Origin of the sequence: Lactobacillus sp. UCMA15818, assembly GCF_030400225.1 — a bacterium.
Classification (GTDB): Bacteria; Bacillota; Bacilli; order Lactobacillales; family Lactobacillaceae; genus Liquorilactobacillus.
In genome coordinates this window covers 1-13055 of sequence record NZ_VJYB01000002.1, presented here as the reverse complement: position 1 = coordinate 13055, position 13055 = coordinate 1, and the positions used below count along the sequence as shown (strand labels likewise).

The 13055-nt window shown below is 37.1% G+C and carries 10 protein-coding genes, 5 tRNA genes and 1 rRNA gene; 1 reads left to right on the top strand and 15 read right to left on the bottom strand.

The annotated features are described in order from the left end of the window. Nucleotides 1-250: 250 nt before the first annotated feature. The 6 genes from FFX44_RS03030 to FFX44_RS03005 form a co-directional block, all read right to left on the bottom strand. The gene (locus FFX44_RS03030; protein ID WP_289977764.1) at nucleotides 251-1234 is read right to left on the bottom strand and encodes a beta-ketoacyl-ACP synthase III; all 984 of its coding nucleotides are present in this window, start codon (nucleotides 1232-1234) and stop codon (nucleotides 251-253) included. Nucleotides 1235-1373: 139 nt separating this feature from the next. Beyond that, nucleotides 1374-1459: transfer RNA gene (locus tag FFX44_RS03025), tRNA-Leu, on the bottom strand. Nucleotides 1460-1508: 49 nt separating this feature from the next. Next, nucleotides 1509-1961 carry a SprT family protein gene (locus tag FFX44_RS03020; protein WP_289977762.1) on the bottom strand — a complete coding sequence of 151 codons (453 nt, stop codon included), beginning with the start codon at nucleotides 1959-1961 and terminating at the stop codon, nucleotides 1509-1511. Nucleotides 1962-1967: 6 nt separating this feature from the next. Continuing rightward, complete coding sequence (locus FFX44_RS03015) at nucleotides 1968-4145, bottom strand: Tex family protein (RefSeq protein ID WP_289977761.1); 2178 nt, start codon at nucleotides 4143-4145, stop codon at nucleotides 1968-1970. A gap of 87 nt (nucleotides 4146-4232) precedes the next feature. Next, on the bottom strand, nucleotides 4233-5060 hold the full coding sequence (gene nadE, locus FFX44_RS03010) for an ammonia-dependent NAD(+) synthetase (RefSeq protein ID WP_289977760.1): 828 nt from the start codon (nucleotides 5058-5060) through the stop codon (nucleotides 4233-4235). A gap of 57 nt (nucleotides 5061-5117) precedes the next feature. Continuing rightward, the gene (locus tag FFX44_RS03005; protein WP_289977757.1) at nucleotides 5118-6581 is read right to left on the bottom strand and encodes a nicotinate phosphoribosyltransferase; all 1464 of its coding nucleotides are present in this window, start codon (nucleotides 6579-6581) and stop codon (nucleotides 5118-5120) included. Between the two features lie 181 nt (nucleotides 6582-6762). Between FFX44_RS03005 and FFX44_RS03000 the strand changes: the two genes are divergently transcribed. Continuing rightward, nucleotides 6763-7503, top strand: a complete 741-nt coding sequence (locus FFX44_RS03000; protein ID WP_289977754.1) for a WecB/TagA/CpsF family glycosyltransferase — start codon at nucleotides 6763-6765, stop codon at nucleotides 7501-7503. A 193-nt stretch (nucleotides 7504-7696) separates the two neighbouring features. Here FFX44_RS03000 and FFX44_RS02995 read toward each other — a convergent pair whose 3' ends face one another. The 9 genes from FFX44_RS02995 to rrf form a co-directional block, all read right to left on the bottom strand. Next, on the bottom strand, nucleotides 7697-8398 hold the full coding sequence (locus FFX44_RS02995; protein WP_289977752.1) for a GntR family transcriptional regulator: 702 nt from the start codon (nucleotides 8396-8398) through the stop codon (nucleotides 7697-7699). A 20-nt stretch (nucleotides 8399-8418) separates the two neighbouring features. Further along, entirely contained in the window at nucleotides 8419-9555 is a 1137-nt protein-coding gene (gene nagA, locus FFX44_RS02990; RefSeq protein WP_289977749.1) for an N-acetylglucosamine-6-phosphate deacetylase, read from the bottom strand. An 18-nt stretch (nucleotides 9556-9573) separates the two neighbouring features. After that, entirely contained in the window at nucleotides 9574-10374 is an 801-nt protein-coding gene (gene proC, locus FFX44_RS02985) for a pyrroline-5-carboxylate reductase (protein ID WP_289977748.1), read from the bottom strand. A 156-nt stretch (nucleotides 10375-10530) separates the two neighbouring features. Next, nucleotides 10531-10602 (bottom strand) — tRNA-Gln (locus FFX44_RS02980). 3 nt (nucleotides 10603-10605) lie between these two features. Beyond that, nucleotides 10606-10689 (bottom strand) — tRNA-Tyr (locus FFX44_RS02975). Between the two features lie 77 nt (nucleotides 10690-10766). Then, nucleotides 10767-12236: a peptide MFS transporter gene (locus FFX44_RS02970; protein WP_289977747.1), complete on the bottom strand. Its 1470-nt coding sequence runs from the start codon at nucleotides 12234-12236 to the stop codon at nucleotides 10767-10769. Between the two features lie 445 nt (nucleotides 12237-12681). Further along, nucleotides 12682-12754: transfer RNA gene (locus tag FFX44_RS02965), tRNA-Thr, on the bottom strand. Nucleotides 12755-12764: 10 nt separating this feature from the next. Continuing rightward, nucleotides 12765-12836 (bottom strand) — tRNA-Glu (locus tag FFX44_RS02960). Between the two features lie 92 nt (nucleotides 12837-12928). After that, a 5S ribosomal RNA gene (gene rrf / locus FFX44_RS02955) occupies nucleotides 12929-13045 on the bottom strand. Nucleotides 13046-13055 lie beyond the last annotated feature (10 nt).

Here is a 13055-nt window from a genome sequence, read left to right as displayed (position 1 = left end):
TGCACTATAAAAAAACAGCGGGACTGTGACATAATTCAAAATTACAAACATAGTCAGGGTTGCTTTACTATGAGTAATTTGAAGGTAGACGGAGAATTCTGACTTATGAAATACATTTATTCGTAATAAAGCAGAAAGGAGTCTGGGTCAAAAGCTAACTTTTGACCCAGACTCCTCCTGCTTATACGTTTAGTTAAGTCTCTAATTTTAATTGTTTCCAAGTAATCAAGTTTCATATCGTAAAACTTTTTTATATTCTTGATAAATCTAACAACATACTGCCATATGATAGTCCTGCTCCGAAACCTGTTAATAATGCAACATGTGGCCTTTCACCACGTTTCAGTGCTTGATCGAGGCCAATGGCTATTCCCGCTGAAGATGTATTACCATAAAACTCAACATTTGTTTCAAACTTACTTAGGGGTACATTTATCCCAATTGCAATATTTTCAATTAACCTCAAATTTGCTTGATGTGTCACGATTAATTCTAACTCAGCATTTGTATAGCCATTTTGTTCAAGCAAATTAGTAATATGCTCTGGAACTATTGACGTTACAAATTCATAGACCGCACGCCCATCCTGATAAAAAGCATCCATCTTAGGATAACTATTTCTTGAAATCTCGCTTAATGGAGCAATTCTTCCACTATGAATTACATTAGGTGCTGGACTTGTCTCCAACTTTTCCGCAATGAATACTTCATCATCTGGATTATCACTTGCTGTTAGCAATACTCCACCAGCCCCATCACCAAAGAAAACAGCAGAAGTTCGATCAGAAAAATCCATCATTTTTGAATTTACTTCGGCAGCAATTACAATTGCCTTATTATAATTTCCCTGACGCAGAAATTTCTCTGCAGTACTTAGCGCAAAGATAAAGCCCGCACAAGCAACACTTATATCAAAAGAAAAAGCTTTTACAGCATCAATTTTTTGTTGAACAAGTGCTGCTGTAGCAGGCGTGATTGAATCTGGACTGATTGTAGCTACTATGATTAAATCAATTTCACTTGCTTCAACCTTGGATTCAGTTAATAAATTTTTGGCCACCTTCGCACAAAGATCTGATGTATTCTCATTAATCGCATAATGTCGTGTTTTTATTCCCGTATGCTTTTGAATCCACTCATCCGAAGTATCCATATAATTGGATAGTTCAGTATTAGTTACTACACGCTCTGGCACATAATGTGCACTAGCTTTTATTTTTACGGCTCTAGGCATCTTATAAATTCTCCTATATCATAATATCCGATTAATTCATTAGACAGTAGCTTCATTCAAGTCTGCTACCCTATTATTCGACTTATACATAAATAAAAAAGCCATACCAAAATAATAATTTTGGAACAGCCCTCTATGATGCGGGTAAATGGATTCGAACCATCACGGGCTGTAACGCCCACCAGATCCTTAGTCTGACGCGTCTGCCAATTCCGCCATACCCGCAACAACAGAAATAATTATACCAAATACTCGGTGTAAGGGCAAGCTTTTTTTATTTATAGACTATCTCTTTTTGTAATTTCAATTTACCATGACACTTCGAACAGACATACTTCCCTAGATTTATTCTTCGTTTTCTCACATAAAGTTGGTTGCATTCTATGCAAACATAACCATATCTGTGTGTTGGAATACTTAGCGGTGCAAACTTTAATCCCGCTACTTCGGTCAATAACCGCTTAAAATCACTATCTCTATGCTGATATCCCTTATTATCGAGATGCAGATGATAGTGGCATAGTTCATGCTTAATTACACCACGCAATGTTTCTTCATCATGTTCAATTAACATTTTTGGATTTATATCAATGTTATGTGTTCTAAGATCATATCTTCCACCAGTTGTACGTAACCGACTGTTGAATGTTGCATTGTAATCGAAACTTTGTCCAAAAGAATCTAGTGAGATTTTTTCAACAAGCTCCTGTAAAGATGTATTATTCAAGATCATTCAGCTCTTTTCTGGAGAAATCATTGTTAATTGTATTCTCTTTCTCTGCTCATCAACATTTAAGACCCAGACATCAACAATATCACCCACGGCTACAACATCATTAGGATTTTTTACGAATCCTCTTCTTAATTGTGATAGATGAACCAAACCATCTTGCTTTACTCCAATATCTACAAAAGCACCAAAATCAATAACATTACGGACTGTACCTTTGAGTTTCATCCCTGTTTCCAAATCAGATATTTTTAAAACATCACTCCGCAACAAGATTGGAGGCAAATCAGATCTGATATCTCTACCAGGTTTAATCAAACTTGCAATAATATCTGAAAGCGTTGCTGTTCCCACGCCAAGTTCATTGGCAATTGCCTGAACATCTACACCTTTCAAGTTTGTGGCAGCCATATTTGTTCCAATCTCTGAGGTAACAATCTTACATTTTGCCAACAGATCTTTGGCTACACGGTAACTCTCAGGATGAATATCTGTGTTATCTAAGAGATTCTTTCCTCCAACTATTCTCAAGAAGCCAGCCGCTTGTTCATATGCTTTTGGACCGAGTCTTGGAACTTTTTTTAACTCGCTTCTTTGCGTAAACATCCCTACCTCATTGCGATAAGTTACAATGTTTACTGCAGTTGCACTTGATAATCCAGAAACATTCTGTAAAAGTTGCGGACTTGCAGTATTCAAATCAATCCCCACCTGATTAACAGCTGTTTCAATTATCGCATCTAGCTTATTACCCAGCTCCCTTTGTGGTAAGTCATGCTGATATTGGCCAACACCAATCGCTTGTGGGTCAATTTTCACCAATTCAGCCAGTGGATCTTGCAAGCGTCTTGCAATGCTCACTGCAGAACGTTCTTCGACATGAAAATCAGGAAATTCACCCCGCGCAATTTTACTTGCCGAATAAACGGATGCACCCGCTTCGTTCACAATAGCATAAACAACCGTCCGCTCAACCTGCTTCACAGCTTCTGCTACAAAAGACTCAGATTCACGACTTGCTGTCCCATTGCCTATTGCAACAACATCGACTTTGTTTTTTTCAAGTATTTCTACAAATTGCTGGAGTGCTTTTTTCCAACTTGCGTCATCTTTTTGTGAATTTTTTTGCTTATGTGGATAGATAATCGCTTTACTCTCAAATCGTCCTGTTTCATCCACCACTGCTAGTTTACAACCTGTACGATAAGCAGGATCAAATCCTAGCACACACTTCCCCTTCAGCGGAGCTTGCATCAGCAGATGATACACATTATTTCCAAAGACTTCAATTGCATGCTCACTAGCTCTTTGTGTCAATTCAGTGCGCAATTCTCTTTCAATTGCTGGTTTAATCAATCTTTTATATCCATCTGCAATTGCTGTTTGCAAAATTTTAATAATTTCTGGTGTTTTATTTTTTATGATTCTAACTGCTAAATAATCCAAGATTTGAACTTCATCTACTTGAATACCAATGCTGATGATTCCTAGTCTTTCGGCACGATTAATCGCCAAGATTTGATGATTAGCAATTTTTTTATATATCACTACAAAATCATAATAATTTTTAAAAACCTGCTGGTCGTCTTCTTCTATCTTTTTTGGTTTTGTTACTATTTTACCCAATTGCTTAGTAATTTGACGGATTCTCGTACGATATAAGGCATTTTCGCTGATTTCTTCCGCAATGATATCGCATGCTCCTGAAATGGCTTGTTGCACATCTAAAATATCCTGTACTGGATTTATAAATCTTTCAGCATACTGCCTTACATCCTTTGCATTTGCAGTCATTAGCCATTTTGCAAGTGGTTCGATTCCTGCTTCTTTTGCAATCATCGCTCTGGTTCTTCTTTTTTTCTTAAACGGTAAATACAAATCTTCAATTTCTTGTAGAGTAACCGCTGCTTCAATCTTTTTCTTCAAAAGCGGTGTCATTTTTTCTTGTTTTTGAATTGTAGTTTGAACGTCTATGCGTCTTTTTTCGATTTTTTCGAGTTGTTGCTGATTATCAAGAATCTCACGAATTTTAACTTCATCTAAGTTACCAGTCTTTTCTTTTCGATACCGTGCCATAAACGGAACTGTTGCACCTTCATCGTACATTTTTGCAGTTGCCTGCACTTGTGTATACTTCAAATTAAGTTGCTTTGCAATTTTAGTCAATATCAGATCGTTCACTATCATTCTCCTTTAAAAAAATAGTATAGTTAAACTTCCAAGGTGATAGTTCACTTCGGATTACGGTTTAACCACACTAATAATTTTTTATTTCCAAAACTCATCATAAACGGTGATTGGTGAATGTCGTTTATGCTGCGTCTTCAAATACCATGTTTCAATTTTCTCTGCCGCAGCACTATCAATATCGTGTCCCTCCAGATAGTTATCAATATCATTGTAGGTGACTCCCAAAGCTGCCTCATCTGGTAATGCTGGGCGATTATCTTCTAAATCAGCAGTTGGTTTCTTCTTATACAAATGCTCTGGTGCCTCAAGAATCTCCAGCATTGCCTTACCTTGCCGTTTATCTAAACGCCATAAAGGTGTAATATCCGCACCACCATCGCCAAACTTCGTATAAAAACCAGTTACTGCTTCGGCTGCATGATCAGTTCCAACTACAGCACCCTTATTAGCAGCTGCAATTCCATATTGGGCAATCATACGCTCACGTGCTTTGATGTTTCCACGGTTAAAATCGCTGACTTCCAAACTGTTTTCAGTAATACTTTCGACCATGGCATCCGTGGCTGGTTTGATGTTGACACGAACCGTTTTATCAGCGCTCATAAATGCGATTGCATCCATTGCATCTTGTTCATCAGCTTGATTGCCATATGGTAAGCGCACAGCGATAAATTGATATTCAGTATCACCCGTTTCTGCTCGCAATTCTTTGATTGCTAACTGGCTTAATGTCCCTGTCAAAGTCGAATCTTGACCGCCTGATATCCCTAAAACAAGGGTCTTCAAGAAATCATGTTTTTTCAGATACTCCTTCATAAAATCAATACTTTTCCGAATTTCTGCCTTTGGGTCAAAATCGGAACTAACACACAGCTCACTGATAATTTTTCTTTGTAACTCTCTCATCTAGAAGTCCTCCTTGTGTACCATGCATAATCACATGTGATGTTTTCTATCATCATTTTACGCTTTTTTATTGATACTTTCACGAATTTCTTTAATTATCTTCATTTTGTTATTGTAGCATGCTTCAGACAAGTCAACTGGATAATCTTGTGGATTAAGATCACGTTTGTATTCTTCCCAGAGACTGTCAAGACGTTCATGCGCATATTCCTTGATTTCTATTAGACTAGGAGCTTGATAAACCTGTATTCCTTCCACAAATATTTCTTTTAAAATCGGCCGTGCATCAAAATCTGTTATATTTTTATTAATATATGTGTACTGTGGGTGGAACATATAGAGTGCTTTTTCCTCTGCAGGCTTCTCATTCCATAAAGCAATGTAATCACCTTCAGATTTACCATCGGCCTTCTTAGTAATGCGCCATACCTGTTTCTTCCCAGGTGTTGAGACCTTTTCCGCATTGCTTGACAATTTAATCGTATCTTCAAGGATTCCTTCACTGTTCTCGATTGCAACCATCTTATAAACAGCTCCCAGTGCAGGTTGATCATATGCGGTAATTAGCTTAGTTCCAACTCCCCACACATCAATCTTTGCCCCTTGCATTTTTAAGTTTGTAATTGTCTTTTCATCAAGATCATTTGACGCATAAATCTTAGCACTAGAGAACCCAGCTTCATCCAACTGCTCCCTAACTCGTTTAGAGATGTATGCCATATCCCCAGAATCAATGCGGACACCTAAGAAATTTATCTTGTCTCCTAATTCCTTCGCGACCTTGATTGCATTCGGAACCCCACTCCTTAAAGTATCATATGTATCAACAAGAAATACACAGTCTTTGTGTGTAGTAGCATATGCTTTAAACGCCTCATAATCATCACGATACGCTTGAACCAACGCGTGTGCATGTGTTCCACTAGCTGGAATTCCAAAAATCTTGCTTGCTCTTACATTGCTCGTTGCATCAAAACCTCCAATATAAGCTGCTCGGGTTCCCCAAATGGCTGCATCAAATTCTTGGGCTCTTCTTGTTCCAAATTCCATGATGGCATCATCGTGCACGACTGAACGCACACGGGCTGCCTTGGTCGCAATCAATGTCTGATAGTTGACCACATTCAGAATTGCAGTTTCAACAAGCTGACAATCCGCAAGCGGTCCTTCTACCTGCAAGATTGGCTCATTATTGAAGACAACCTCACCTTCAACCACAGCTCTTAGTGTTGCTGAAAAATTGAAATTCTTTAGATATTCCAAAAATTCATCGGAAAAATTGCCAGTTTCTTTCAAATATTTAAGATCACTTTTGGTGAAGTGTAATTTATTAAGATAATCAATTACACGTTCTAGACCAGCAAAAATAGCATACCCATTTTGAAAAGGAATTTTTCGAAAGTAAAGTTCAAAAACTGCTTTCCTTTGATCAATTCCTTTCAGCCAATACGTTTGAATCATATTGATCTGATATTCATCAGTGTGTAAAGCATAACTATCATCTGGATAATTCATTTCCATCTTTTTTTCCCCTTCTCAGTTAAACTGAGCAATATTATTTATTTGTAATTACATTTACACAAAAAAATAAAAGCTGTATCGCTTTCCATTTATGCAATGCTTATTGCATTATGATAACACTTTTTCATAATCACGTCATTTCTGTTATACTATGGCTAGTCTTTTGAAAAAGAGGTATATTATGTTAGATAAATATAAAAAAATAGCTATTCTTGGTATAGATTTTACCAAGATTACAAATAGCGAACTACTAGAACAATTAAAAAAAGATAGCCTAAGTCATTCGAATCGTTTCATAATCACAGCTAATCCTGAAATTGTTTTGTATGCGCGAGATAATCCAGAATATCTAACAATTATCACATCAGCCGACTACACAATTGCTGATGGAATTGGAATTATTAAAGGTGCTAATATATTAAATACTCCCCTGCCTGAAAGAGTAACTGGTTTTGATACACTTTGTTCCTTATTAGAATTTGCTAATGAAAAACAAAAAAGTGTTTATTTCTTAGGTGCTAAACCTGAAATAATCAAAAAAACAATTACTAAAGTTCGCTATGATTATCCTGCATTAAAAATTGCGGGATACCATGATGGTTACTTTAAGAATAAACAAAAAATCGCAACTGAAATCGCGGCAAGTAAGCCTGACTTTGTTTTTGTTGCATTAGGTTTCCCAAAACAAGAATTCTTTATTGCCAAATATCGTCAGCTCACTCCTTCAATTTGGATGGGAGTTGGTGGCAGTTTTGATGTCCTCGCAGGAACTGTCAAACGGGCCCCGCTTTTTTGGCAGAAACATCATATAGAGTGGCTATATCGTTTATTTCAAGAACCAGCCAGATTTTGGAGAATGCTCGCCTTGCCAAAGTACTTAATCATGATTTATTTGAAGAAATTTGGTTTCCTTAAGAATTGATAAGAAAGTTTAAATATAAATGTAGGCTGGATCAAAAGTTAAATTTTGACCCAGCCTTTTTAAACGTGTTTCATAAATCAAAGTTCTCCGTCTATATTCGAAATTTTGAGTTAGTACTCAAATTTCCCCGCCTTTCTAATACTTTCTTGTTAGTAGTTGTTTTCACTATTTTTTTGCAATCAAACAACAAGAACTATTTTTCCAAATAAAACTCGAATCTTTCGCCCACATATTGAGTTCTAACATACTCAAATGGTTGCCCATCCTCCAAGTTAGTAATCTGACGTAATCGTAAAACTGCATCCCCTCTACGTATGCCTAAATACTCAGCGATTTGTTCTGAAGCCAACATTGCTGAGACAGTCTGCTGTGCATGCCCAATTATATGACCACTCTCTTCAAGTGCGTGATACAAGGAACTTGTAACCTCCTCTTTACTATATTGCTGCACCAATTTTTCAGGAATTGTAGCAATCTCAAAACAAATTGGCACATTATCAGCATACCTGATCCTTTCCATTCTTAGAACTAGCTCTTTTTCCACCAAATTCAATTTTTCCATTTCACTTAATGAGGGGGTTGCAATGTGATAAGAGATTGTTTTGCTAGCAGGTTCTTTACCTTGGGCTCTCATTAATTCAGAGAAGCTAGTTACACCGGACGACATTTTTTCTTGAACTTTTTGTCGAGCAACAAATGTCCCAGAACCAACATGTCTTTCAAGAATACCTTCATCAACAAGCGTTTTTACTGCTTGTCGCAGGGTCATTCGACTTACGCCGAAAGTAACCGCCATTTCACGTTCTGAAGGAATGCGCTCACCTACATTCCACCTCCCAGACTCAATTGAACGCTTAATTTCATTGTGAATCTGAATATAAATAGGTGATGCCATTAGTATTCCCTCTTTCGTGTTTATTTTTTGTAACAGGTGCCATAACTGTATGTCGCTACTAAATTTAATTTACCGGTTAAAATATTCAAATCAGCATCTTTACCGACTTCGAGTGTTCCTTTAGCACTAAGTCCAAATTCTTGTGCTTGGTTAACAGATGACATCAAGACTGCCTCTTTAATCCCGCAACCTGTGTAAGTAATAATATTACGAAATGCTTCTTGAAATTGTAATACCGAACCTGCTAGATTTCCAGTTTCTAAGCGTGCCTGGCGATCCTTGACAATAACTTTTTGCCCCCCAAGCTCAGAGACACCCTCAGGCATTCCCTTAGCTCTCATTGAATCAGTAACCAGTTCAATACGCTCTGGACCTTTGATTTCGTATGCCAACTTTATCATGTCTGGCACAACGTGAAATCCATCAGCAATCATTTCACAATAGATGTTATCTTCAAGTAACGCATGACCTGTCACACCAGGCTGACGGTGTTTAAATTCGCGCTGTGCATTGTATAAGTGTGTAACATGGCTTGCTTTTGAATGCTTAAGCTGTTCTCGCACAGCATTACTATGTCCAATTGAAGGAACAATTCCATTTTGCAGACAATAATCTTCAAATTTTGCTGAAGTCTCATGTTCAGGGGCAAAAGTAACTAGTCTTACCAAATGACCAGAAAGCTCATTCCATTTATTAAACAATTCAACATCTGGTGCTTGGATATATTTTTCTGGCTGAGCCCCTTTAAAAACAGGTGAAATAAATGGGCCTTCTAAGTGAATTCCTTGAATCACACGATTTCTCCTTGCTGCTTCCTTAATACCAACCATTGCCTTGGCTATATTTTCATGCGACTGTGTCATTGTCGTTGCAAAGTAACTCGTAATCCCTTCATAAATCATGTCCGTTACCATCTCATCAATCTGGTCAGCATCTCCATCCATAGCGTCAAAACTATAACCACCATGACTGTGAACATCAATGAACCCCGGAACGATTATCTTGCCTTCAAGATCAAGTACTTCTGTGTCTTCACCCTTAGCAGTATACTGAGCCATTGATCCTACGGCTTCGATTTTGTCGGAGAAGCGGAGATACCCATCCTTAATTTCCTCTGTACCAGTAAAAATATCAGCATGTTTTAAAACCTTTGTCATAATATCTTCGTCTCCTTCTTAATGTGTTGCCTGATCCTTCAAAACTGTTGCATCTATACCTTTGACAACTGCAGTCATAAAACCCGCTTCCTCCATTGCTAATAGTCCAGCAATTGTCGTTCCACCTGGTGAGCATACAGCATCAACCATATCCATTGGTGACTTTGTTGCTGTTAAAACCTTCTGTGCACTACCTAAGACTGCTTGAGCAGATATTTCTGTTGCCTGTTTCTTAGTTAGACCATACTTAACACCCGAACGTGCCATTGCATCTATAAAATAATAGACATAAGCAGGGGAACTACCTGCTAAAGCTACAAAAATACTAAAATCCTTTTCAGGGATTTCCAATGTTCGGCCCAGACTATCAAATAAACTTTTAGTCTGTACATAACTGACATCCGTCACAACAGCATTTCTGACAAATGCCGTCATTCCCTCATTGATTTCGACATTCACATTAGGCATAATCCTAATTATTGGAATTCTCTTGTCTTTAAATTGTGTAGCTATTTCTGACAAGGAAACACCACTTGCCATAGAAACAACAACCTTTTTTTCGGTTGTTACACTTCTTATTTCATCGATGACACTAGCCAATATAAACGGTTTCACGGCTAGTAAGATAACATCTGCTTCTTGAACCAAAGCAGCATTACTAACACACGCAGTAACACCAGTTTCATGTGCATATTTCTCATAATTATTTTGATGAGCACTATGTACAAGAATATCTTCGGGTTTAAAAACTTTTTTTGCCAACCATCCCGCAATAATTGACTTAGCCATATTTCCAACACCTATAAATCCAATTTTCATTTGCAACCTCCACTATACAAAATGATATATACCAATATGAATGTATCATTTTTATTAGAAAAGTCAATCGCTCATGTTCCATCTTTGTTGATAAAAAATAAAAAAAGACAAAAAAAAAACGAAACAAAATATTTCGCCTTCTATCATCTATCACAATTGGGCTAGCTGGATTCGAACCAGCGCATCACGGGATCAAAACCCGATGCCTTACCGCTTGGCTATAGCCCAATATGGTGGAAGGGAGTGGATTCGAACCACCGAACCCGAAGGAGCGGATTTACAGTCCGCCGCGTTTAGCCACTTCGCTACCCTTCCACAATATTACTGCCGTTATCTCCGACCTAATAATAATACTATTTTTCACTATCTTGTGCAAGTGTTTTTTATTCTTTTTATTCAATCCCACTCATTAACTTCTTTATTTTTGAAGAAAATACCAACAAGATAGCTCCAAAAAGAATGGTAATAAAACCCACTACACCAAAATAAATAACCTCATTTTGTACACTATAGAATTTTACTAATTGTGAATTAAACGCCTGAGCAACTGCATCACTGAGAAACCACATACTCATCATTTGTGATTCAAATACTTTTGGCGCCAATTTGGTTGTCGCAGAGAGTCCAATTGGCGAAACAAGCATCTCACCAATTATTACTAGAGCCCAACTCATTACTAACCACAAAGGTCCAACTTTTGTATCAGTACTGAATAGGATTCCGGGAAGCATCATCCATAAGAAAGACAGGCCGGCAAAAAAAAGGCCATAGGAGAATTTAGCTGGGGAAGATGGCTGCTTATTTCCTAACATAGTCCAAATTATTGCAAAAATTGGAGCGTATATCATGATAAATAATGGATTCATACTCTGAAGCCAACTAGCTGGGAAAAAATACCCAAAGAATTCTAAACGAGTTTGTTCATTGGCAAATATTGCTAAAATAACAGCCCCTTGTTCCTCAATCGACCAGAATAATATGCTTGCAATAAATAACGGAACATAGGCCCATACACGTGACTTTTCGACTTTAGTTATCTTTCTGCTACTTAACATCATTACAAAATAATAAATTGGAACCAATACAGCAACAACAGTTATCAATAAAATAATATTACTGATTGTTAAAAGATTGAATAAGCCCATGATAGTCAGAACCAGCGCAATTACTACACAAAAAAGAATTATTTTTCTAATAATTGTTTGTAATTCACTTGGATCAATTGGGTCATTCGGATATAAACTATCTTTTGACAAGTATTTATTACCATCAAAATAATATTGGATTAAACCAATTAGCATTCCAACTGCAGCTAGTGAAAAACCTAAATGAAAATTTACTTTCTGTCCCAAATAGCCAACAATAATTGGGGCAACAAATGCCCCTACATTAATTCCAAAAACAAAAATATTAAAACCGGTATCCCTTCTTGAATCATCTTTGTTATATAAACCGCCAACCATTTCTGAAACATTTGGCTTTAAAAGACCTGTTCCTACGACAATTAGTGCAATCGAAATAAAAAGTGCTAATTTTCCAAATGGAGTAGCTAACACAACATGTCCCAGCATTATTAAAATACCACCCACAAATACTGTTCTACGACTTCCCCAAATTCTATCACTAACGAATCCTCCCAAAACACTTGAAAGATAGACAAGGGAGCCATAAATGGACATTATAGATAATGCAAGCGGTTTGCTAAAACCAAGTCCGCCAGCATTAACTGCATAGTACATATAATAAAGCAATATTGCTCTCATACCATAATAACTAAAGCGTTCCCACATTTCTGTAAAAAAAAGTGTGGATAAACCTCGTGGATGTCCCAAAAACATTACATCCGTTGTTTTTTTATCCATTGCTAAATTCCTCCTAATCTTTAATTAATACATTCTTTATTTAATTAAGAGCATATTATATAATACATAAAACCAAGATTTAACGTCAATATCTTGGTTATTTATAATGCTGTATATCGCGTAATTAACAATAACTATAATTTAACATATAAGTAATCAAACCGTACATTTCCTGTAAAAAAATAAACTTCATAAAAGACGACATAAAAATTTGAAAAGCAGAAAGTCTTGACAGCAAAAAGAGACTGAATCAAAAAATAAATTTTGACTTAGCCTCTTTTTTATTCCATATAAAAACGTGCTTTCAAGTCAAATTTTTTGTCTAATTTCGAATTACTTATAACAAAAACACGCGCTATATTCGCAATTTCGAGTTAATAACAAAATTTTACTGACTCATGTTACACATCCTTTTTTTGAAACGGCTAGGGATATTAAATATATATGCCGGCTGCAGGATTTGAACCTGTGACCCTCGGTTTACGATACCGATGCTCTACCAGCTGAGCTAAGCCGGCATTCCTAGGATGACCCGTACGGGATTTGAACCCATGTTACCGCCGTGAAAGGGCGGTGTCTTAACCACTTGACCAACGGGTCTATTTAGCAAAAATATAACCAATCCACGAACAAAAAACTCAGAAACTGAAAATAATCAGTTATCCCGGTTATCAACAAATCCTGAGTGTATTGCACGGCAACGACCTATCCTCGCAGGGGGCGATCCCCCAACTACTATCGGCGCGAAGAAGCTTAACTTCTGTGTTCGACATGGGAACAGGTGTATCCTTCTTGCCATCATCACCGCACTCTTTTGCT

Bases quoted from the DNA above. Each gene is read 5' to 3' on its own strand.
- FFX44_RS03000 (WP_289977754.1), top strand. From the start codon at position 6,763: ATGTTAGATAAATATAAAAAAATAGCTATTCTTGGTATAGATTTTACC.
- nadE (WP_289977760.1), bottom strand. From the start codon at position 5,060: ATGAGAGAGTTACAAAGAAAAATTATCAGTGAGCTGTGTGTTAGTTCC.
- proC (WP_289977748.1), bottom strand. From the start codon at position 10,374: ATGAAAATTGGATTTATAGGTGTTGGAAATATGGCTAAGTCAATTATT.
- FFX44_RS03030 (WP_289977764.1), bottom strand. From the start codon at position 1,234: ATGCCTAGAGCCGTAAAAATAAAAGCTAGTGCACATTATGTGCCAGAG.
- FFX44_RS03005 (WP_289977757.1), bottom strand. From the start codon at position 6,581: ATGGAAATGAATTATCCAGATGATAGTTATGCTTTACACACTGATGAA.
- FFX44_RS02995 (WP_289977752.1), bottom strand. From the start codon at position 8,398: ATGGCATCACCTATTTATATTCAGATTCACAATGAAATTAAGCGTTCA.
- nagA (WP_289977749.1), bottom strand. From the start codon at position 9,555: ATGACAAAGGTTTTAAAACATGCTGATATTTTTACTGGTACAGAGGAA.
- FFX44_RS02970 (WP_289977747.1), bottom strand. From the start codon at position 12,236: ATGGATAAAAAAACAACGGATGTAATGTTTTTGGGACATCCACGAGGT.